General features: G+C 50.7%; 19 protein-coding genes. 10 read left to right on the top strand and 9 right to left on the bottom strand.

What is annotated here, in order from left to right; genetic code table 11:
• Positions 1-16: 16 nt before the first annotated feature.
• Positions 17-1,534, bottom strand: coding sequence for a glycosyltransferase family A protein (locus CPAR_RS09190; protein ID WP_012503039.1), 1,518 nt, complete (start codon positions 1,532-1,534; stop codon positions 17-19).
• Positions 1,535-1,923: 389 nt separating this feature from the next.
• Between CPAR_RS09190 and CPAR_RS09185 the strand changes: the two genes are divergently transcribed.
• A complete protein-coding gene (locus tag CPAR_RS09185) occupies positions 1,924-3,867 on the top strand; it encodes an ABC transporter ATP-binding protein (protein WP_049755895.1) in 1,944 nt (647 codons plus the stop codon).
• A 350-nt stretch (positions 3,868-4,217) separates the two neighbouring features.
• Here CPAR_RS09185 and yrbL read toward each other — a convergent pair whose 3' ends face one another.
• Both yrbL and CPAR_RS09175 read right to left on the bottom strand, forming a co-directional pair.
• Positions 4,218-4,820, bottom strand: coding sequence for a PhoP regulatory network protein YrbL (gene yrbL, locus CPAR_RS09180; RefSeq protein ID WP_012503037.1), 603 nt, complete (start codon positions 4,818-4,820; stop codon positions 4,218-4,220).
• Between the two features lie 191 nt (positions 4,821-5,011).
• Complete coding sequence (locus CPAR_RS09175) at positions 5,012-6,037, bottom strand: glycosyltransferase (protein WP_012503036.1); 1,026 nt, start codon at positions 6,035-6,037, stop codon at positions 5,012-5,014.
• 542 nt (positions 6,038-6,579) lie between these two features.
• Here CPAR_RS09175 and CPAR_RS09170 point away from each other — a divergent pair.
• Together CPAR_RS09170 and CPAR_RS09165 are read left to right on the top strand one after the other, a co-directional pair.
• Complete coding sequence (locus CPAR_RS09170) at positions 6,580-7,152, top strand: hypothetical protein (protein WP_012503035.1); 573 nt, start codon at positions 6,580-6,582, stop codon at positions 7,150-7,152.
• The gene (locus CPAR_RS09165; protein WP_012503034.1) at positions 7,152-8,093 is read left to right on the top strand and encodes a hypothetical protein; all 942 of its coding nucleotides are present in this window, start codon (positions 7,152-7,154) and stop codon (positions 8,091-8,093) included. Before CPAR_RS09170 ends, CPAR_RS09165 begins: the two co-directional genes overlap by 1 nt.
• A gap of 73 nt (positions 8,094-8,166) precedes the next feature.
• On the opposite strand, the gene CPAR_RS09160 is transcribed toward CPAR_RS09165, so the two are convergent.
• Complete coding sequence (locus CPAR_RS09160; protein WP_012503033.1) at positions 8,167-9,189, bottom strand: ATP-grasp fold amidoligase family protein; 1,023 nt, start codon at positions 9,187-9,189, stop codon at positions 8,167-8,169.
• A gap of 306 nt (positions 9,190-9,495) precedes the next feature.
• Complete coding sequence (locus tag CPAR_RS09155; protein ID WP_408610140.1) at positions 9,496-10,413, bottom strand: glycosyltransferase family 9 protein; 918 nt, start codon at positions 10,411-10,413, stop codon at positions 9,496-9,498.
• Between CPAR_RS09155 and CPAR_RS11305 the strand changes: the two genes are divergently transcribed.
• Together CPAR_RS11305 and CPAR_RS09150 are read left to right on the top strand one after the other, a co-directional pair.
• Positions 10,364-10,618 carry a hypothetical protein gene (locus CPAR_RS11305; protein WP_232203897.1) on the top strand — a complete coding sequence of 85 codons (255 nt, stop codon included), beginning with the start codon at positions 10,364-10,366 and terminating at the stop codon, positions 10,616-10,618. The two genes, CPAR_RS09155 and CPAR_RS11305, sit on opposite strands and share 50 nt — an antisense overlap.
• Before the next feature lie 144 nt (positions 10,619-10,762).
• On the top strand, positions 10,763-11,830 hold the full coding sequence (locus CPAR_RS09150) for a glycosyltransferase family 9 protein (protein WP_012503031.1): 1,068 nt from the start codon (positions 10,763-10,765) through the stop codon (positions 11,828-11,830).
• Positions 11,831-11,854: 24 nt separating this feature from the next.
• Here CPAR_RS09150 and CPAR_RS09145 read toward each other — a convergent pair whose 3' ends face one another.
• From CPAR_RS09145 to CPAR_RS09130, 4 genes are all read right to left on the bottom strand, one after another.
• A complete protein-coding gene (locus CPAR_RS09145) occupies positions 11,855-12,994 on the bottom strand; it encodes a glycosyltransferase (RefSeq protein ID WP_012503030.1) in 1,140 nt (379 codons plus the stop codon).
• Entirely contained in the window at positions 12,991-14,073 is a 1,083-nt protein-coding gene (locus CPAR_RS09140; RefSeq protein ID WP_012503029.1) for a glycosyltransferase, read from the bottom strand. The genes CPAR_RS09145 and CPAR_RS09140 overlap by 4 nt, the downstream gene beginning before the upstream one ends.
• 88 nt (positions 14,074-14,161) lie before the next feature.
• A complete protein-coding gene (locus CPAR_RS09135) occupies positions 14,162-15,229 on the bottom strand; it encodes a glycosyltransferase (RefSeq protein WP_012503028.1) in 1,068 nt (355 codons plus the stop codon).
• A 37-nt stretch (positions 15,230-15,266) separates the two neighbouring features.
• Entirely contained in the window at positions 15,267-16,319 is a 1,053-nt protein-coding gene (locus CPAR_RS09130; protein WP_012503027.1) for an NAD-dependent epimerase, read from the bottom strand.
• 288 nt (positions 16,320-16,607) lie between these two features.
• Here CPAR_RS09130 and CPAR_RS09125 point away from each other — a divergent pair, with 288 nt between their 5' ends.
• The 5 genes from CPAR_RS09125 (at position 16,608) to CPAR_RS09105 (ending at position 20,854) form a co-directional block, all read left to right on the top strand.
• Entirely contained in the window at positions 16,608-17,567 is a 960-nt protein-coding gene (locus CPAR_RS09125) for a CPBP family intramembrane glutamic endopeptidase (RefSeq protein ID WP_012503026.1), read from the top strand.
• Between the two features lie 14 nt (positions 17,568-17,581).
• Positions 17,582-18,412, top strand: a complete 831-nt coding sequence (locus CPAR_RS09120; protein WP_012503025.1) for a phosphatidate cytidylyltransferase — start codon at positions 17,582-17,584, stop codon at positions 18,410-18,412.
• A 407-nt stretch (positions 18,413-18,819) separates the two neighbouring features.
• On the top strand, positions 18,820-19,290 hold the full coding sequence (locus tag CPAR_RS09115; RefSeq protein ID WP_012503024.1) for a PTS sugar transporter subunit IIA: 471 nt from the start codon (positions 18,820-18,822) through the stop codon (positions 19,288-19,290).
• Between the two features lie 20 nt (positions 19,291-19,310).
• Positions 19,311-20,603, top strand: coding sequence for a histidine--tRNA ligase (gene hisS, locus CPAR_RS09110; protein WP_012503023.1), 1,293 nt, complete (start codon positions 19,311-19,313; stop codon positions 20,601-20,603).
• Positions 20,600-20,854: a glutaredoxin family protein gene (locus CPAR_RS09105; protein WP_012503022.1), complete on the top strand. Its 255-nt coding sequence runs from the start codon at positions 20,600-20,602 to the stop codon at positions 20,852-20,854. The genes hisS and CPAR_RS09105 overlap by 4 nt, the downstream gene beginning before the upstream one ends.
• The last annotated feature ends 25 nt before the right edge of the window (positions 20,855-20,879 follow it).

Here is a 20,879-nt window from a genome sequence, read left to right as displayed (position 1 = left end):
TTTCGGGTAGGAACCTTCAGCCTTTAGCCAGTATCTCTTCAGGTGCTTCGAATGGCCGACTTTTCAGAGGAAATGCCATGTATGCCGAATTCTTGTCAATGGTTTGATGCCAGTTGGTATAACTGTCATAATATCTTTTGCGCAAGGGAGAGATGCCGTTAGGCCTGTGACCGCTTCCTGATGCTGTTGTAAGGCTTTCCGGACGTTTAAGACCAAACATAAGAACGTCATCGAGGATGATTTCACGCTCTTTGCCAAATACGGCGTGCAGCCTCCTGATGAATTCGCTGTCAGCGCTTATTCGTACTGAGTCCCAGTAACCAAGCACCGGTTTTACCCTGTCGATTTTGAACATCAGCGAGTTCGCATTGTATTGGGCAAAAGTGCCAAGGGTATAAAAAATGAACTGGCCGTTTTCATACATTCGCACCCAGTGGCTCGAGCTTGAAACAGCGTCAGGATTTTTAAGTAGCGCCGTAACTTGATATTCGAGCTTTTTCGGGTGTGCCCAGTCATCAGAATCATGGCAGGTTACATATTCGCCTGTCGCCAGGTCATAAGCCTTGTTCCGGTTGATATAGGTGCCGCAATTTGTTTGGTTTTCTATAAGCTTGATTCTTGAGTCATGTTCCATCAATTGTTTTACGATACGGCGAGTAGCGTCTGTGCTGCAGTCATCAACCACGATCAGTTCGAAATTACTCCATGATTGAGCCAGTACAGAGCGTATTGCTGTTTCAATATAGTTTTCGACGTTGAATGCGGTCATGATGACGCTGATTTTCGGGCCACCGCTGTATGAGGTAGCCGGGGCTCCTTCAAGGCGGAGAAAGCGTGGCTTGACACCCTCAAATAGGGAGAGCGGTTCCAGCTTTCGAGAACTGAAGAAACGGTTGACATACTCGAGCCACAGCTCGTCATTATCAATGCTGGTATTGGACAGGGCCAAAAGCGCCATTGGCTTGTCTTCGTGCTTCAGGAGGGTCTTTTTAGCCTGATCAGCAAGGCCGAGACGCATCATCGCCTCGGTTGCCATGTGAGCTTTTACAAAGTCGTGCGGTAAATGCTGCTTTTCGATTTCAACATACCGGTCAAGTACTCGTTTCTCGATGACATTCTTCTTGTTTTCTGTTTTTGCTATACATAACTGCCAGTAAAGCGATTGATGCAGCATACTGCTATTAGGTGTATTCCACTCCATGACGCTGTTAATCAGCGCTACAGCCTCCTCATAACTGCCATTATCCCAGAATGAAGCCGCTCTTGAATGCGCAAGGCGAAAGAGCGCTTGGGCAGTTTGCGGGTCGTCATGCCTGAATCCATTCATGGCATAACGTTCTGTCGCTCGAAGCAACTCTTGTTCATCTTTCAGCTTTACAAGTATCTTTGCAAGCTTGTTCAGAAGCGCGGGATGCTCAGGTCTTTTCTTCAGAGCCTTCTTTACCAAGGCATAACGAAGCTGCCATTTAACGCGCGAAACTTTTCGCTCGGCATGTTTTGCCTGCTGTCTGATGATTCCGGAAAGACGGTTCATGGAACTTTTCAATATGTTCGCGGGGTAGGGGGGCTTTACTTTATAAATATGGTCTTTTTTGTAAGAGAGTTCAATATTTGTTCGCCAGTACAGTGCTTTTTTTACTCCATTATTCTGTTGTATACACTGCCTGTTCAGGGGGGATGGTGCTGCAGAGATCAGCTCTTTTTATAGTGATAAGAGGTCGTCAGTACCCGGAATATTGGTATTATTAAGCTTATTGTGCTTATTGTGCTGTTTAGGGGGGTGCCCGCCGTCTTTTTTGAGTTCATGGGGCGGTTTATTCCAGCGAACGCTCTGTTTCCCCTGCTTTTCCTTTGAGGTCGTTTATGTGGCAGATTCCTGAGAAATATGTGCGTGAGAATTGTGTCAAATAGCCATTGATGCTGATGAAAGTCTATCTGAGGTTTTTACGTTATCTTGTTCCTTTAAAAAGCAGAATTGTGCTTGTTGTTCTGGTGAGTGTGATTACCTCACTGTTGAGCGTGGTTTCTATTTACTCGGTTCTGCCTCTGCTGAATGCATTGTTTACGTCCGGACAAACGTCTGGGCAGGTTGCTGTATCCTCCCCGCATGGCGGTCAAGCGCAGGCCCCTTCAGTATCGTCAAAAATACCCTCCAAGCCATTTTACAAGAACATTGTCGACGTTGATCAAATCAAGGAGTCGGCGAAACAGTTTTTTGCCCAACTGTTTTATGCGGATACCCAGCAGGGGTCGCTACTGAAAATCTGCATGTTCCTGATTCTTGCGTTTGCCTTGAAAAATCTGTTTGTCTATCTGAACAAACAGATCATTTTCAACATCCAGACCAGAACTGCGAAGAAAATCAGGGACGATGTATTCAGAAGCATTATCGAAATGCAGTTGGATTACTTCAATAAGACGCGGGTTGGTTCTCTGATGAATCACGTTTATAACGAGGTTCAGATGGTAAACAATACCATAAGCAGCGTGCTGGCCAGTTTTTTGCAGACTCCGTTTTCCGTGCTGGTTTTCTTGGCTGTGCTTCTTGCCTTGAGTTGGAAGTTGACGATTTTCGCGCTTGTTGTCTCTAGTCTGATTTTGTTTGTCATTAGAGGGGTTGGAGGAAAAATCCGCAGTCAGGCTAAAGGTCTGGAGCGTGAAATGGGGAACATGAACTCTCTTTTACAGGAAAAGTTCAATGGTATCAAGGTCATAAAAGCCAGTGCATTCGAGGATATCGAGTTTACCCGTTTCCAGTCATTTACCAGCGATTTTCGCAGGCGCATGATCAGGATCAACCGCTTGAAAAATGTTATCAGTCCTCTCAACGAAACCCTGCTGATCGCTGCTATTGCCCTGGTGCTGTGGTTCGGGGGGCTTCAGGTTTTTGAGGGGAAAATGCAGGGGAATGAACTGTTATTGTTTGCCTTCACTCTTTACTCCATCATGGGGCCGTTTAAGTCATTCAGTGAGGCATACACACAAATACAACATGGCACCGCGGCGGCCGAGAACCTGTTTTCAGTACTTGATGCCGAGCCAGATATTAAAAACGGCACGTTGCCCATCAGTGGATTTTCACATTCGATACGTTTTGAGGATGTTTGTTTCAGTTATCACAAAACGCCGGATGCGCGCAATGTTCTCGATCATGTTTCCTTCGAGATCAAGAAGGGCGAGATGGTTGCGCTTGTCGGACAGTCCGGGTCTGGTAAATCGACTGCGGTTGACCTGCTTTTACGATTCTACGACGTCGATTCAGGAAGAATAACAATTGATGGTACCGATATACGTGAGTTCGACTACAAGCAGTTGCGGCATTTGATCGGGGTGGTGAGCCAGGAGGTCATTCTTTTCAACGATACCATCGAAGAAAATATTGCATACGGGGTGAGAGAGCAGATCGATCATGAGCAGGTAGAGCATGCAGCTCGTCTTGCCAACGCTCACGGTTTTATAGAGGAGAAACCCGAAAAATATCAGACTCTGATTGGTGATCGTGGCATTCAGCTTTCTGGCGGTCAACGGCAAAGGCTCGCCATCGCCCGTGCCATGGTGAAGAATCCGGAACTGCTTATTTTCGACGAGGCAACCAGTGCGCTCGACAACGAGTCCGAAAAGGTGGTGCAGCAGGCTATTGATCATGCATTGGCGGATCGCACCGCTCTGGTTGTGGCGCACAGACTTTCGACGGTGAAAAATGCCGACCGAATCATTGTGATGGATCGCGGCAGAGTGGCGGAGTCAGGTAGCCACGAGGAACTTCTTAAGCGGGACGGTTTCTACAAACACCTGTACGATATCCAGTTTGGTGAAAAGGGTGTTGTGGTGCCCCCAAAGATGGCTACGCCTGACTGTGAACCTTGAACGTGAAGTTTGACTTTGTGATAGAGATCGGTTTCCTGCGGAATGTAAGAGTGTGGAGTTCACCAATGAAGCTTGGTTTTGCTACACACTATAGTCATGTGCTTGTTGCCGATGTGACGGCAAGGAAATATGAATACTGGTGGTTTGTTTAGGTCGTCAGGGCGCACTGCTTCGGTGGGGCCTTCAATATGCGTTGATATACGATGAACTCTGATCGATCAGATGTCCCAAAGCCTGGTTGTCCTGCTGGGGATTCTCTGATTACTTGTCGTTATCAATGGTCTGTAAAAAGTGGCTGTACATTTTCTGCAGGAGCTTGTTGCCGTTGACGGTCATGCAGGGGGTCAGCTTTATCGTCCCATTGCCAAGACTTTTCGCACAGTGCTGTTGTCCGGGAACTCTTCCTTCAGGTGCTTCTCAAAACTATCCCATTTTCTCTGAATAACCCTTTTTGCAAAGGTGCTCAGGTAATTAGCGATGGGCAGGAACTGGTTGTTGCCGAGTCCGTCGATCAGGATAAGGCGTTGCTGGTTTGGGGTCAGGCGCTGCAAGATGATGTTATCGGATTTGAGTTCCCTGATAACGATACGTTCCGTGAGCATGTAGTTCCGGAACTTGTCGAAAAGCTCGGAGAGCTTCTTGGCCGGTGGTGTCAGCTTTTCGTCGCTCAGATATTGATCAAGTGTGCGGGAAATGGAGGCGTCGAAGTCGTGTGCAAGGCTGAATATTACTCCTGAACCCTTGCTTGTTTCGATCTTTCCATAGGGTTTTGCCAGCATTTCCCATGAAATTCCGCGCCGTCGGTGGAGGCGGTAGTGCTTTAATTCCTGTTTTTCAATGTCAAGGTTCCGGGAGTAGGTGATCTTGATACACTTTCCGGGGTCTTCGGGATGCAAGTAGCAGATGCGTGATGAGCCTTTTCCAAGCAGGTATGAATTGGTGAGATCGATCATGCAGTTAGCGATTGTTAAGTCTGTTAATAGATGGTTTTCGTAATTGTAACAAAAAAAAATTTGTTACAAAAGTGTGACGGATAGCGGCGTTTGATGACTTCAGTTTTCTTGTCGCCCAGTATGCTTGGGGTATGGGAAGTTTTGAGGGAGTGTTTGTTTGTTCGTGTGCAGAACAGAGAAGGGGGGCTGTGTTACCGGGTTTTTGTCTGCCTGAAATGGTTGTGTAGCAGGGTTGCCATTTTTTCCTGAACCCGTTGGCGTTCATAGGCTGAGCGGAAGTGCTTCAGGCTCTCTTCTCCCATTGCAAGGCGCAGGCTTGTGTTTGAAACGAGTGTTTCGAGAGCTTGCTCCCATTCCGCATTGGAGCTTGCCAGGAAGCCGTTACTTCCATGGAGAACAGCTTTCAGGTTTGCGCCCACTGCAGAGGCCACAACCGGCTTGGCGTGTGCCATATATTGCAAGAGTTTAAAGGCGCACTTACCCCGGCTCCAATCGTCATCCTGAAGAGGCATGATGCCGATGTCAACCGAGTCGAGCCAGCTCTCTTCGAGCTTTTCTGACCACGGAACAAACTCCCAGCGAGTTTTGAGCCCTTCCGGCGCTTTGCCACTCATGACCGAAAATCTGGTGGAGGGAAAGCGTTGTTGTATCGCTGATGTGGCTTGGTCGATCATGGCGAGAAAGTAAAGATTGCCGGTATTGCCTATCCAGCCAATCGTTATTGGGCGTTCAGCCGCAACTGGCGGCGGTGGTTTTGGAATGTTACTATAGGCCGTGGGGATGATGATGGTGTTGTCTGGGTTGAATTTGCGTGCATACTCCGCCAGAGCATAACTTCCCGCAAATACAAGCGACGAGTGCTTTAGTACCGTGTTAAGGCGTTTAATGGTCTGCTTCGAGCCTGGATGAACTGGCTTGGGCTTTGTTTTGCGATAACTCTCTATGGCGTACAGCGCATCATCGTAATCGTAAATCAGGCGACTGTTGTGTGCAATGATGTTGGTTAACAGTGAGGCAAGCGGTTTGCGTTGCAGCCATACGTAATCGTAGTCTTTGCTTCGGAGCGCAATCGAGAGTTTTTCGGGATAGCTTTTACTGGTGATGCGCAGTGCTTGCAGATCGATATCATACTCTTTCCAGTAAGGAAGGAACTGGGCAACTCGATACCGGTAGCTGGCCTGGTTTTCAGCAACATGCAAACAGAGAATCCTGATCATAAGGGTGCAGATAGCTATATTTTGGTACGTTGCTGAAGGGTTCAGCGGTTTGCTTTTACAAGGTACACTATTTTTCGTTTATTGTATATGGTTATTAGATACTTTTATTTTGTCATATCTATGGGGCGGCCTGGTTTTGAGAGTTTTGAGGATAAGCAAATAAAAACTCCAAAATAGAAGCTCCGCTGCTTATGGCTCACGTAGTTTCTAAGAAGTAGACTTCTATGTCAATAAGTGGGAATGGCAAATTTTGATTCGCTAAATTCTGTGATTTAAAATTGGATGATCGATGCTGATGCGGTTTTTTTTGAGAAAAAGTGGTTTATTGAGTTTTAAGAGCAAGGTTATATTCTATGCGATTAATTATAATATTTTTTTTGAATGGTTACGGAAAATAAAAAAGAAGATGTCCATCTTTTATGGACGGGTGGATGGGATTCTACTTACAGGCTTTGTGAGTTGATTCTTGTAAAAAGACGAGTGTTAATCCTATTTATATAATAGATCCGAGCCGAAGGTCAGTTGTTGAGGAAGTAAAAGCTATGATGGTTATTCGAAAAGGAATTATTGATAGAGGTGTGGCTTATGAGCAATTGTTAAAACCAGTTCAGGTGGTTATAAAAGATGATATTCCTCAGAGTAAAGCTATTACGGAGCAGTATGAAAATATTGTAAAAAAATATGGTAGACTGGGGAGGCAATATGAGTGGCTGGCACGATATGCCTCATGGAAAGATTTGTGTGAAATTGAAATAGGTGTAGAGGGGGCTTCTTCTTACCCAAGGAGGCCGGTATACGCACAGTTGGAAAAAGAACTGGTTTCTCAGGGAGATAGTTTTATTATAGGTGATACTTTAGACGATGATCTGTTTGCTTTTTTTAGGAATTTTAGTTTTCCGATTATAAACAAACCTAAGTTTAGATTATTGCAGTTAGCTAAAGATCAGGGCTTTTATGATTTAATGCTGAATACCTGGTTTTGTCATAATCCACGTAATGGTAAGCCGTGCGGAAAGTGTTTGCCTTGCAGGCAGGTGATGGAGGAAAGTATGGGGTTTAGGATACCGTATTCGGGAAGAGTAAGACATTTTTTTAAGAAGAATTTCAGGGTTTGATGGTGGTGAAAGTCGTTGAGTGGCGAGTTATCTTTGGTGAAGAAAAAAGCTCGAATAAGCCCCTGAAGCTGCTGTTTTCTGGTAGTACTTCTGATTTTGCCTATATAACAAAAATGATATACGACAGTGATTTTACTGTTGTTGCTCGTGGAAAAATGCCGCTGAGCTTGTTTTTATTTCTGGCTCGCAGAAATTATTATAAGTGCGATCTTCTGCTTTTTCAGTATAAGCGATCATCTTCTGTTCGCTTGAAAGAGTCAGAGTACTCTCTTCCGCTTTGGGTAGGAACCACTGTTTCACTCCCTTTGCACGTGAAAAGTAATTCTGCAAAAAGCGATATACGACTAATAAAGAAAAACGGTCTTCAGTATCGAGTTGCAAACTCTTTGGATTGCATAGATGATTTTTTCGTGAATTATTGGGTGCCAACTGTAAAAAAACGATATCCTGAGAAAGATGTTGAAAAAGAACGAGAAGCCTGGAACGCCTGTTGTTGTGAGTTGCTTGTTGTGAGTGATGGTGAAGGTGATGTTGCCGGCATGCTTATTCGTTACGATGATGAACGGCCATATATCTGGAGAAATGGCCTGAAAAACGGTGATTTATCATTGTGGAATAAAGGCGCTATAGCGGCAACGTATTATTTCGCATTTGAATACTTGTTTTCTAAGGGATTTGATTCCGTATATCTTGGTTTGTCAAGAGGGTTTTTATCTGATGGGGTTTTCCAGTATAAGAGAAAGTGGGGCGGGGCAATAAAGGGGATAGATCGATATGCTTTTGGCCTTAGAGTGCTTGATGACTCTTTTGCCGTTCGAAATTTTTTGATGAATAATCCATTTTTTCATTTTATGACGACGGCTTTTATGCAACAGTTTTTTCTGATGATGTTAACTGTTGTGATACGGAAGGGCATTTTTGTGATGGTGTTGATGGCGTAAGAGTTGTGGATCTCAATACTATGGCTCTTTACAAGGAAAAAAGAATGTGATCAGTTTGTTGTCGAATCACTTTTTATTGATTCACTATAGCGGTTTTTTTGTCTGCATGGTGCAGTGGTAACTCTGATTTGCTGGGCGCGTTCTTTTTTAGTGTGTTGTATATTGAAATCGATGGGTTTTTTCTGTCTTTCCAGTAATTCTTTTTCTGCGACCATTTTGAGCCAAGTAGAAAGTCGATATTTTTCGGTGATATTTCTAGTCTGCCTGATGCTGGATAGTGGGTTAATTCTCCAAAATATATTCTGTTGCTGATTTCGTAAAGGTCAACTCTTACGAAATCAAATGGTGATGACAGTTTTTCTGCAATGGTAATCATTTTTTCAAGCACTGCTGGCTTTTCAATGATTGGGCCATATTTGTTTTTCCATTGTATTTTTTGATATTGCCATTTTGCGTTATAGAAGCTGCATATGAGTTCGTTTTCCCGGCCGCTATAAACTTGAATTAGCTCGCATTTGCCATTAATCATCATGAATTTATAGTCTTTCAGCGAAGCGCCATTGCCATCCTGAAGAAATTTTTCTATGATGAATAGCCTTGGGATATTCTGATAAGCCCATTCATAGGCAAAAAGTCCATATGGTTTTGCCATCCATTGGTTGATTCGCTTTATTATCTGTTCTTTTTTTGCTGGATTTTTCGGTTCGACAAAAATGTTTGTTTTTGATGCATGATTTGTTTTGATGATATATGTATCAGGCAGTTTTTCGAAAGGGATTGTTTGGGGATTTTTGCCAACATACAATAGGGGGACAAGTATTTCGTTGGCGACCTCATCTCCTAATACTAAACGAACGTATTTTCTGACTTTATACTTGTCGGCAGTAATGGTTAATAAGGGGTTTCTGTCATGGAGCTTTTTCCAGACAATTTTCTGGTTGAGACTTTGTGGGTTGTCGAGGTCAAGATGATAACCGGTTTTTAATAAAAAACGCTTTTTTTCTTTTTTGTGTTTTGTGGCGTTTTCCCTTGCTGAAAAGATGAGCCAGTTTGCTGAACGGAAAAATTCTTTAATGAAAAAGGTGTTGTAATACATCGTTCATTACTTTTCATGGCAAGGAAAAATTCCATATACCACATCATTTTCTGGCTTCCGGTCTTGTGCTTTGTTGCACAATTCAGGTATAAACGATGAGTGAGCTACTGGGTGGCGTTCTGTGCGGATTTGCTGTTTTTCATGACCGTTTATCAGTCTTGATGATCTGGCGGTCAGTAACCGGATAGTCATGACAACTCAACGCTGTAACCTATACCCTGTATAGGTGTGGTGTGAAAATACTTATCCTCAATATATGTGCTTTATGTCCTCTTTTCCAAAAGCGATCAGCTCAAGGATTTAGTCCTAAAGCAACATGTGCATCGCTGTGGCAACCGTATCGGGCTCGATGTCGCTGACCTGTCCTGTGTCCGAGATGATCAGCTTGTATGGTACCGCATAAGGTCCGAAGCGCGAGATGTCCTGGGGGGCTTCCCGGTACAGGCCGACGATCGGGATGCCAGCGCCAGAAGCTACATGCACCATCGAAGTGTCGGGGGTGACCAGCAACCGGAGTGCAGCTACGATGCAGCTCGCTTCATACAGGTTGCGGGTGGGGGGCGTAGTGATTGCGTTGGGGCAGCTTTTTTCGAGGCGCTGTTTTGCATCCGTGTCGTCAGGGGCGGAGAGTACCACGAAGCGCTCATCTGGAAAACTTCCGATCAGTGTTTTCCACTTCTCCTCAGTCCAGTAGCGGTTGGGCTGTCCCGCGCTAATGTTGACGCCGATCGGACGTAGGCCATCCAGCTGACGCAACAGTTGCAGTATCTCGTTTGACACCGGCATTGCGGGCAACGATGGGCGGCAATCTTCGGTGCTGGCATCGATGCCTAGCACCGTCAGCAACGAGCAGTTTTTGAGCGCCATGTGGCTGTGAAAATCCATATCGATAAGGCGGTCGTACAGCCCTTTATGAAAAGGGTTTGCGTGGCCGACCTTGAACCGGGCAGGGATAAGCACGCTCTGAAGCAGGAAGTGGGTCGACGGGTGATCCTTGGTGTTGAACAGCAGGTCAAAGCGTGCAGAGCGAACCCCTTTCAGGTGCTGCAACGGATTTTTTTTTGCCAGATGTATTGCGGTGACTGCTGGATCATTCTTGAAGAAGGCCGCAGATGCCTGGCTGAAAGCGATGATGTGGATCTCGAGATCGGGATGCCGTTTGCGCAGGTTCCGGATGAGCGGGGTGAGCAGCACGCAGTCGCCGAGTTTCTCCTGGGCGAGGATTGCGATGGAGTTCAGCGGGCCAGAGAACGTTTCCGTGCCGCTTTTTTTTGGTGACGATGCGTTGAAGAAAGCGAGCGAATGCCTGTCGGAACTGCCGTTTTTTCTTTTTTTTGGGCTTCATCTCCGCGCTGATTTTTCTGGATTTTTCATTATCGACTGCGCTATTGAGGAATCAATGTACGCCTATTTTTGCCTTTATTCATAGTTGCCGACCTTGTGGTAGGCGTATTGTGTGTGACCGTCTCGATTCACGAAATCATGCCTCGTTGCTGCATGATGGACTCAGGTTTGAAGTGAATCAGGTGAAGTTATTGGTCGTAATGTGGTGTATAAAACGTATTTTAGATTCATGAAACGAGAAAATAAATTAAAGCTCCGGCAAGGTTTTGCACGGCTGTTGCAGGCGGTTTCAAGACGCAAGGTTGGCCGGTTTGATGGCGACGTTCGTTCCATTGCTATTCTGCTGCCCGAACGCTATGGCGATTGCATTCTTCTTACGAAGCTGTTTGCTGAAATCCGTGCAGCGCTTCCCGAAGCCACAATTCATCTGATCGCCTTCAGAAAAGTTTCAGCCGTTTTTTTCGAGTCCGATCCGAATGTCGCTTCCATTTTCAATGTCAAGAGCGGTTTCTTCACCTGGATTCGGTACGTGATGAATCACCGTTTTGACGTGTTGTTCAATCCGAAAGATTCCATGTCGATCAGCTTTCTGCTGCAGAGCCTCTTTCTGCGCGCCCGCCTGAAGGTGGCTCACCGGCATGACTATCACGAACGGCTTTACGACCGCCTGATCGACAAAGACTATTATGACCATGTGACGGAGCGGCACTCCGGGCTTTTCGATATTCTTGGCGTCACTGTGCCTGGCAGGGAGTCGATCAGGCCATATGTGCCGCCACTTCCCGTGAGCCAGTCACTTAGCGATTTTGCGCGTTCGATAGCCGGGAAGGGTTACATCGGGCTCAACCTGAGCTCAGCAAGCCGACTGAAATACTGGCCGAAAGAGAACTGGGCCGAGTTTGTCCGGAATTATCCCGAAGAGCGTTTTGTCGTGTTCGCTTCCGCGAAGGATCACGAAGATAAGCTGTTTCTTGAGCGGGAACTGGACAACGTTCTGCCGTTGCCGCCTACCGCGACGCTCGGTGAGGTCGATCTTGTTATGCAGGAGCTGAAGCTGCTGGTGTCGCCCGACACTTCTTTGGTGCATATGGCTGCGTGTCACGACCTCCCGGTCGTGGCGCTTTACCGCAATCGCCGCAATGACTGGACACGGTTTGCTCCACTGAGCACGAATCACGAGATCGTCGTATCCTTGTCGGATCTGGTTGGGGATATCGGGGTCGATGCGGTTCAGCAGGCTTTCCGAAAAGTCTATGCCCGATTGGAACCTACGAATGGCAGCATCGGCAGCAGGTAGGCTCCTACCGGGCATAGCGCGGTTTTACGAAGCAGGATCTGTTTTTGTCTCTTGACCTGTGCTGCGTTTTTCAGCGATTTTGTTGCGCAGGTGCTCTTCGAGATTGTTGACCATCGCCTGCATGGTGAAGTTGTTTTTCACTCGTTCATGGCCCGCCTTTCCGCAGGCTTCGGCAGCTTCAGGATTGTCGATCAGCTTTTCGATGGCTTCGGCGATGGCTTGCGGCTCTTTCGGCGGGATGATGAGGCCCGTGTCGCAGCGCAGGCTTTCCGCGCTTGCTCCCATCAGTTCGCGTGCGCCGTTCACGTCGGTCGCTATGACCGGTTTCTGCATGGCCATCGCCTCCATGACCACGTTGGGCATGCCTTCGAACAGCGAGGCCAGCACGAACAGGTCGCACCCTTTCAGGCACGGGTAAATGTCGGGCGTGAAGCCGAGTAAGACGAAGCTGTCTTCGAGACCGAGCGTCCTGATCTGGTTGCTCAGTTCGCTTTCAAGTTTGCCTTCACCCGAGATGGCGAACACGAGGTCGTTGCGTTTGCGTTTCAGGATGGCGGCCGCTTCAATCAGGTACTCGAACCCTTTCTGTTTGGAGAGGCGTCCGGCGCTGTAGATGATCTTTTTGCCGGGGAAGCGCGAGGCGAAATCGAATGCTGTGACCTTTTCGGGAATAATCAGGCCGTTGTAGATCACCTTGACGAAGTTTTCGCTGAACCAGCCATACTCAGCATAGGCTTTTCTGATGGTCTGGCTGTTGGTGATGATGCCGTCGGTCAGTCTGGTGAGGGTGAGCTTGTGTTTCCATTTCCGGCTGCACAGCAGCATGCCGTGGCGCGCCAGCACCACCGGTCTGCCGACGAGACGGGCGGCAAGGCCAGCCACGCGGACATCCTTGTTGAGGTTGCAGATCAGCACATCCGTTTCGTGTTGCTTCATCCACGAGGCGATTTTCAGCGTCGCCAAAGGGCTGATGTCGCCCCGGATAGTCATGACTTTGGTCTGAACGCCCTTTTCAGCCGCATATTTCAGGAGGCGGGAGTTTTTCCTGCTGGCCATTACGACGTTATGCCCCCGCTCAGTCAGCCCTTTTGCGGCATTGACCATCCACTTTTCACCACCGCCGAATTTGTCTTTGCCGATGGAGTTGATGAAGAGTACGTTCATGAGGCTTTTTTTCGATCGAGGGTTTCCGAGCAGAATTTTAGCAAGTCGGTGCGCATCCGTTCAATGGAGAAGCGCTTCATAATCGTCCGCTGTGCATTCGCGGCAAGAACATCGGCCTGATCGCGGTTCCTGTACAATTTGTCGAAGATTCCCGCGAGCTGCTCTTCGTCACCGTACTGCACGAGAAAGCCGTTTTTTCCATCCTCGATCAGCTCATCGGCCCCACCTGAGAGAGTGCTGATAGGGACGCAACGGAGCGCCATGCTTTCGAGCAGCACATTCGCCAAGCCTTCCGATTGCGAGGCCGAGACAAACAGATTGCAGGCGCGCATCATGGGGTAGGGGTTGTTGAGATGTCCGGTAAAACGCACCCGGTTAGCAACTCCGAGATCGGTAGCGAGCTTTTCGAGTGAATCCCGCTCTGGCCCCGCTCCTGCAATGACGAGCCCGCTGTCGGTCGCACTTTGGTTGCCACTGGTAAATCGGGCGAACGCGCGAATGAGGAAGTCGAATCCTTTGCGCGGGATGAGCGCCCCGGCAGCGCCGATCGTGAATGGAAAGGGCTTTTCATAAGGATTGCCGGAGTCCAGTTCCAGTCGTTCCCTGTCGACTCCATTGTAGATCACCCGTACCTTGCCGGTGTCGAACCATGAGGATTGGGCAAGTGTCTGGCGAATTTTTTCTGCATTGATGATGACGCCATCCGTCAGCGTACCGAAGATCAGCCGCTGAATCCAGGTGTTTTTTGGTGGGCGGTCAATACCGAGCCGGAGGATGTTGGTTGCTCCGGTAAGGCGGCAGACAAGACCGGCAATCACGTAATCCTTACGTTTGGTCGGAATCAGGATATCGATCTTCTTTTGACGGACGAGCCTGACCAGGCTGGAAAGTGTGGTCGGATCGAACTCCCAGCGGAAAGGGAGGCGGACTTTTTCAACGTCAATTCGATCACCTATTGCCGGATCGCGGTACGCGAGCATGACCTCATGCCTGGCGCCAAGGGCTTCTGCAGCCATTTTGGTCCACTTTTCATTGCCGCCCCATCCACGGCGCGCGGAATTAAGAAAGAGAAAATTCATGCGTCCGGAGCAGGTGTGCTGCTGCTGTTGGGTCTGGGGTTGTGGTTGGAGATGACAACATGTGAAGCCAATCTACAAAAATATCGGCTTACCTTTTTTGTCGCGACTTGCAGAAATCGATGACTTCACGGCTCATCCGCTCCAATGCAAACTGCTTGATGACCCGTTCTCTGGCCCGCCGTGCGATGGTTTCCCGGAGCTGCGGTGATTGATACAGCTCTACAAGGGTGTCGGCCAGTGTCTCGACGTCTCCGTAGTCGAGCAGATAGCCGTTGACGCCGTGATCGATGGCTTCTTCTGAACCGCCGGCTCTGGTGCTGACCGGGGCGTTGCCGAGGTACATGCCTTCGAGCAGCGCGTTGGCAATGCCCTCGTTTTTCGAGACCATCGCGAACAGATGGCTGCGGGCCAGCTCGGACAGGGGATTGCGGAGAAATCCCGTGAATCTGGTGATGCCGGAAATGCCGAGTTCGTCGGCAAGGGCTTCGAGGGCGGCCTGTTCAGGCCCGCTGCCGATGATGACGAGCTCCGCGTCCTGTGCTCCGGAACGTTCAAGGAATCGCGCAAAGCCCTCCATCAGAAAATCAAATCCCTTGCGCCGGGTCAGAATGCCCATCGAGCACACCGTGAATCCTGTCGGTTTGTCGGGCAGTCCGTCCGGGAACTGTCGGTCGATAGCGGTTGTATCGATTCCGTTGTAGATGACTCTGATTTTGTCGGAATCAAGCCAGGTCGCCTTTGAGAGACTTTCCTTGATTCTGCGGGCGTTCACGATGATGCCATCCGCGAGGGTGCCGTACATGAGCCGGTGAAACCAGAAGCTCGTCGGCGTCCGGTCGATTCCGAGTCGGAGGATGTTCGTGATGCCGCACACTTTCGATGCGATACCGGCAATCATATAATCCTTGCGTTTGGTCGGGATGACGACATCGATGCGGTGTTGCCGGATGATTCTGATGACCTGCATGATCGTGTACGGATCGACATGGCTCAGGCATGGCAGTTGAAATTTCGGGATCGTGAAGCGCTCTCCTACGATTTCCCGGCGGTAAACCAGAAAAGTATTCTCGCTTTCAGCAAGAGCATGAGCTGCCATGGAGGTCCATTTCTCGGTTCCTCCCCAGGTTCTTGCCGAGTTGATAAAGAGAATGTTCATGGTTTACAGTCGGCCGTCGATGCCCATCTCCAGCGCCTCAGACGTTGAAGAATTCACGGTACCAGGCAACGAAGCGGTTGATGCCCTCCTGAACCGGTGTGGCAGGTCTGTAGCCAAGCTCTTCGACCAGGTCGGTGACGTCGGCGTAGGTCGAGGGAACGTCGCCCGGCTGGATTGGCAGCATGTTCTTTTCGATGGTTTTGCCGAGCGCTTTTTCAATGGCCTCGATGAAATCCAACAGCCTGACCGGCTCGTTGTTGCCGATGTTGTAAACGCGGTACGGGGCCGACGAAGTGCCGGGATCGGGGTTCTGGCCACTCCAGTTTGGATTCGATTTGGCCGGATTGTCGATAACGCGTACCACGCCTTCGATGATGTCATCGATGTAGGTGAAGTCGCGCTGCATATTGCCGTAGTTGAAGACGTCGATCGGGCGGCCTTCGAGCGCGGCTTTGGTGAACAGGAACAGCGCCATGTCTGGCCGTCCCCACGGCCCGTAGACCGTGAAGAAGCGCAGGCCGGTGGTCGGGATGCCGAACAGGTGGCTGTAGGTGTGCGCCATCAGCTCGTTGGACTTCTTGCTGGCCGCGTACAGGCTCACCGGGTGATCGACATTGTGGTGCACCGAAAAAGGCTGGCGTTCGTTCAGGCCGTACACCGACGAGCTCGATGCGTAGCTGAGGTTGCCGACCTTGTTGTGGCGGCATGCTTCGAGCAGATTGATGAAGCCGGTGATGTTCGACTTGATGTAGGCGTCGGGGTTGGTCAGCGAGTAGCGCACCCCGGCCTGTGCCGCAAGGTTGCAGACTGCGTCGAACTGCTCGGCGGCGAACAGCGCGTCAATTGCGGCCTTGTCTTCGAGATCGAGCTTGATAAAGCGGTAGTTCGGATACTTTGTCGAGGTAACGAGTTTGCCCTCTTCGATGGCATCGCGGTCTATGCCTGAGAATGCGAGCCGTCCGTACTTGACGTTCTGGTCGTAATAGTCGTTGATGTTGTCGAGACCGACCACTTCGTCGCCTCTCTGAGCAAGGCGTTCGGCAAGGTGGAAGCCGATGAATCCGGCCGTGCCGGTAACAAGTATTTTCACAAAAAATGCTGGATGAGGCCCGGTTTCGCCGGGCGATTACGGGAATCCGGCCGGGATACCTGCGATTACTCCTGATGGGGCATGTGGCAGGTTTTTCGTTTACTAAAATAAACAGTAATCGCTTTTTTGGTAAAAAAGCCCTGAATTTTCGGATGAAAAAGCGTTGCATGTTAGTTTATTATTGTACGCTGGGCGCGAAGAGTGACCACAGCGCGTGTCGTTGAGTCACTCGTCTTGCGTCGATCAGTATTTTCTGTAACTCGATTTTCAATTGGCACAACGTAGTTCATGAGTCCCATTGACAATCCGAACTCTGCCGTGCGGCCGACGCTGTTCAAGACAGTTCTGGTGTTGGTTGGTATTCTGGCAGGGTACCTGCTGGCTGGTGGCGTATTAAGTTTTCTGGCACTCGGTGGCCAGTCGCTTGAGCCCGTGTTGCGTGGCCAGTCAGCACCGTTGCTGCAACGAATGCTTCTGGCTCAGGCGATCGGTCAGATCCTGGCGCTCGGGCTTCCGGTGCTTCTGCTGGCTAGCCGATTGAGTGGCGGCACTCCGTTCGGGCGGGTCAACCTCCGGTGGCTGGGCGTTGGCAAGGGCGGTGGCTTGCGTTCGGCGCTTGTCGGCGGGCTCGGCATGCTGTTGCTGCAGCCCTTTCTTTACAGTATCGTGGAGGTCCAGGTTCGTTTGTTGCCGATGCTTGGCGAAATCGGGCAGGCGCTGCTGAAGAGCCAGGAGCAGCTCGATCGGCTCATTAGGTCGCTTGCCGGAGATACGTCACCCGCAAGCCTGCTGGGCGCGTTGCTGGTTTTTGTGCTGACGCCTTCGATTTGCGAAGAGCTGTTGTTCAGGGGATACATTCAGAAAAGCCTTGCGCTGAACATCAAGCCTCTTTATGCAGTTCTTTTCAGCGGGCTGGTGTTCGCGCTTTTTCACCTGGAGTTGTTCAATTTGCTGCCGCTGACGTTGCTCGGGTGGTATATCGGGTATCTCTACCTGAAGACGGACAATCTGCTGGTTCCTGCAGTTGCTCATGGCGCCAACAACCTTGCGGCGCTGGTGTTGTTGCATCTGGGCGGCGGGCAGACTGGTCAAGCCGGTGAAGTGGTGGCGTCATCGCCCATTTTGCTGTGGCCGTGGTGGGTGCTGGTTGTGGTGTCGCTGTTTATTTTTTCGTTGCTGATCCGCTATTTTCCTGAAAAACCGGCATCCGCACATGCCGAAAAATCAATGCCCGGCGGGCGTTTATGATACAGGTCTGATCTATGTCTTCACTGACGCAAAGCAATCTTTTTCAGCGGGTGGCGGTGGCCATCGTAGGCATTCCGCTGCTGCTCTGGCTCAACATCCAGGGCGGGCTTTTTTTCTTTTCGCTGGTGCTCGCGCTCAGTCTCATGGCCACTGCCGAGTTCCGGCGTCTGGCGGTTCACCATGCCCATCCGGTATCGCTTCTCGTGCTGCTGCCGCTGACCGCGCTTCTGCAGCTCAATTTCTATTTCCGCATTGTCGATTACTGGGAGGCGGTGCTGGTCGCCGTCATGGCTCTTCAGGTGATCGAACTTTGGCGAACCCAAGGTTCCCAGTTGATGAATATCGGCTCGACGCTGGTCGGGTTGCTTTACGTCAATCTGTGCTTCGGCTCGCTGCTCCGGCTTCGGCTTGCCGAAACGACCAGCGGCATGGGGAGTGGTGAGTCGCTGGTATTGCTGCTTTTCATGTGCGTCTGGGCGGCTGATATTTTCGCCTATTTCGGAGGCCGGGGGCTTGGTGGAAAGATTTTTGGCCGCAAGTTCTTTGCCCGCATCAGTCCGAAAAAGACCTGGGAAGGGTATCTGGTCGGTGTTGCCGGCAGCGTGCTGGCCGCATGGGGCTGTTCGGCGTTTATCTCCGGCTGTCCTGACGGACGCGCACTGCCGATTGGGTTGTTTATCGGCGCGATTGGCCCGATCGGAGACCTGATGGAGTCGATGTTCAAGCGCGATGCCGGCGTCAAGGACTCGTCGTCGCTCATCCCTGGGCATGGCGGTGTGCTCGACCGGTTCGACACGATCATGTTCATGGCTCCGCTGCTCTACCTTTTTGTGACCTACGCCTGAGCTGTTGTTGATTTGACGCCGGGTTTTCATTGCTACCCGAAATCGGGTTCTTACTACAGAGCATGTCCGTTCCCGATCCGGTTTACTCCGGCCGCCAGCCAGAATGGCTCGATCACTTTTTTCTGCGTGCACTGCTTGATCGGTTGCTTGTGGAGCCGAATGTTTTTTATATTGAAGTTCAGTTTGTTTAGAGATATTCCCCTGTGATTTTGTCGTGAGTTCCGGTTCACCGGATTCGGAATGGCCGACACGGGTCAGCCGGGCCGTTGCTTCGTCCTGCCTGGGCAGACGGATGAAGCGCCTGAAACGCCGCCCGATCTTCTTACCCTTGACGGCCAGTACCATTACGAAGTCCGGCGCACGCGGTCTCACCATCTCACGGCCTCACACTGCAAGTCTTATCGCCCATGAAAATTGAAGCGCTTCTCTCGGAAAAGCATATTTCGCTGAATCTTTCGTCGGATTCAAAAGAAAAGGTGATCGATACCCTGATTTCGATGGTTGCCGGTCATGAAAAGGTCAAGGACCTGAAGCTGCTTGCCGAGGATGTGCGAAAGCGTGAGCGAGAGATGTCAACCGGCATCGGCAAGAATATCGGCTTGCCCCACGCCAAGACCTCGGCGGTGACCGCGCCCGTGCTGGCGCTGGCAACGCTAAACGGTGAGGTTGATTTCGAATCGATCGACAACCAGCCGGTGAAGATCGTGTTCCTCTTGGCAACGCCCGAGACTATGCTTGCTGAGCATCTCAAGCTGCTGGGGCGCATCACCAGGCTCGCCGGCAAGGACGAGGTGCGTCGCCGGATCATCGAAGCCAAGAGCCCGAGTGAAGTGCTCGACCTGTTCAGGGCGGAGGAAAAGGATCTACCTCAGATTTAATTGTTGAGATAAAAAGAGTTATGGCGCAGTTGCAGGCAGTCAAGGGTACGCGGGACATTTTTCCGGATGAGATCGCACGGTGGCACTATGTCGAGGGGGTGATCCGCTCGGTGGCCGAACTGTACGGGTTCAGCGAGGTGCGCACGCCGGTGTTCGAATACACCGAGCTGTTCCAGCGCGGTATCGGCGCGACCACCGACATCGTCGGCAAGGAGATGTTCACCTTTCAGCCCGACCCCAATGGACGCTCTCTGACGCTTCGGCCCGAGATGACCGCCGGGGTGATGCGCGCTTGCCTGCAGAAGAATCTGCTCTCGCAGTCGCCGGTGAGCAAACTTTACTATATCAGCGATCTGTTCCGCAAGGAGCGCCCGCAGGCCGGACGCCAGCGCCAGTTTACGCAGTTCGGTGCGGAGCTGCTCGGGGTTTCCAACCCGGCGGCGGTGGCTGAGGTGCTGACCTTCATGATGCAGGTTTTCTCGTCGCTTGGCTTGCACGGCTTGCGGCTCCGCATCAACTCGCTCGGCGACCTCGACGACCGCGCCCGCTACCGCGAAGCGCTGCGTGACTATTTCATGCCCTACCAGAACGACCTCGACGAACCATCGAAGGAGCGGCTCGAAAAGAATCCGCTGCGGATTCTCGACTCCAAAAACCCGGCGCTGCAGGAGATGATCGCTGGAGCACCGAGGCTGTACGCTTCGCTCAAGCCGGAGTCGGTGGCTGATTTCGAAAAAGTGCTTTCTTACCTCGACGACCGCCAAATTGCCTATGACGTTGATCATCTGCTGGTGCGCGGACTTGATTATTACTGCCATGCAGCCTTCGAGGTGACCAGCTCCGAACTTGGCGCTCAGGACGCCATCGGCGGCGGCGGCCGCTACGACGGTCTGGCCCGCGAGCTTGGCGCGTCGAACGATCTGCCCGCCGTCGGCTTTGCGGTCGGCATGGAGCGACTCATGATCGCCATGGAAAAGCAGGGGCTGTTCGCCACGCTCAATCCGCACGGGCCGCTGGTCTATGTAGTGGTGCAGCAGAAAGAGCTGACCGACCACGCCATGCAGGTTGCCTTCCGCTTGCGCAAATCGGGGCTGAAGACCGAGATCGATCTGGCAGGAAGGAGCATGAAAGCGCAGATGCGCGACGCCAACCGCATGGGCGCGGCCTATGCGCTCTTCATCGGACAGAGCGAAATGGAGTCGGGCCACTACGCGCTCAAGAATCTCGAAACCTCCGAGCAGACCTCGCTCGACCTCGATGCCATCATCGAAGTGCTGCACGAAGCGGTCTCGCAGGAGTCGGCCCGGCCATGAGGCCGGTGGTTACCATCTATGGCAAGCCGACCTGCTGCCTCTGCGACAAAGCGATGGCAGTGCTCGAAGAGGCTCGTCAGCGTACACCGTTCGAGATCGAGAAAAAGGATATTTCCGGCGATTTCGAGCTCCTGGAGCGTTATGGTCTCGATATACCCGTCATCCTGATCAATGGCCGGGAGGCCTTTAAACACCGCATTGACCCCGACCGGCTCGCCGAACTGCTCGAAGGCCGGTCATCGCTCTCCTGATCTGCTGATCCTGACTGGTTTATTG

This window comes from Chlorobaculum parvum NCIB 8327 (assembly GCF_000020505.1).
GTDB lineage: Bacteria > Bacteroidota > Chlorobiia > Chlorobiales > Chlorobiaceae > Chlorobaculum > Chlorobaculum parvum_A.
This window is presented reverse-complemented; position numbering and strand designations above follow the sequence as displayed.

Coding starts and splice junctions, on each gene's coding strand:
- CPAR_RS09190 (WP_012503039.1), bottom strand. CDS start 1,534: ATGAACCGTCTTTCCGGAATCATCAGACAGCAGGCAAAACATGCCGAG.
- CPAR_RS09185 (WP_049755895.1), top strand. CDS start 1,924: ATGAAAGTCTATCTGAGGTTTTTACGTTATCTTGTTCCTTTAAAAAGC.
- yrbL (WP_012503037.1), bottom strand. CDS start 4,820: ATGATCGATCTCACCAATTCATACCTGCTTGGAAAAGGCTCATCACGC.
- CPAR_RS09175 (WP_012503036.1), bottom strand. CDS start 6,037: ATGATCAGGATTCTCTGTTTGCATGTTGCTGAAAACCAGGCCAGCTAC.
- CPAR_RS09170 (WP_012503035.1), top strand. CDS start 6,580: ATGATGGTTATTCGAAAAGGAATTATTGATAGAGGTGTGGCTTATGAG.
- CPAR_RS09165 (WP_012503034.1), top strand. CDS start 7,152: ATGGTGGTGAAAGTCGTTGAGTGGCGAGTTATCTTTGGTGAAGAAAAA.
- CPAR_RS09160 (WP_012503033.1), bottom strand. CDS start 9,189: ATGTATTACAACACCTTTTTCATTAAAGAATTTTTCCGTTCAGCAAAC.
- CPAR_RS11305 (WP_232203897.1), top strand. CDS start 10,364: ATGAGCGGGGTGAGCAGCACGCAGTCGCCGAGTTTCTCCTGGGCGAGG.
- CPAR_RS09150 (WP_012503031.1), top strand. CDS start 10,763: ATGAAACGAGAAAATAAATTAAAGCTCCGGCAAGGTTTTGCACGGCTG.
- CPAR_RS09145 (WP_012503030.1), bottom strand. CDS start 12,994: ATGAACGTACTCTTCATCAACTCCATCGGCAAAGACAAATTCGGCGGT.
- CPAR_RS09140 (WP_012503029.1), bottom strand. CDS start 14,073: ATGAATTTTCTCTTTCTTAATTCCGCGCGCCGTGGATGGGGCGGCAAT.
- CPAR_RS09135 (WP_012503028.1), bottom strand. CDS start 15,229: ATGAACATTCTCTTTATCAACTCGGCAAGAACCTGGGGAGGAACCGAG.
- CPAR_RS09125 (WP_012503026.1), top strand. CDS start 16,608: ATGAGTCCCATTGACAATCCGAACTCTGCCGTGCGGCCGACGCTGTTC.
- CPAR_RS09120 (WP_012503025.1), top strand. CDS start 17,582: ATGTCTTCACTGACGCAAAGCAATCTTTTTCAGCGGGTGGCGGTGGCC.
- CPAR_RS09115 (WP_012503024.1), top strand. CDS start 18,820: ATGAAAATTGAAGCGCTTCTCTCGGAAAAGCATATTTCGCTGAATCTT.
- hisS (WP_012503023.1), top strand. CDS start 19,311: ATGGCGCAGTTGCAGGCAGTCAAGGGTACGCGGGACATTTTTCCGGAT.
- CPAR_RS09105 (WP_012503022.1), top strand. CDS start 20,600: ATGAGGCCGGTGGTTACCATCTATGGCAAGCCGACCTGCTGCCTCTGC.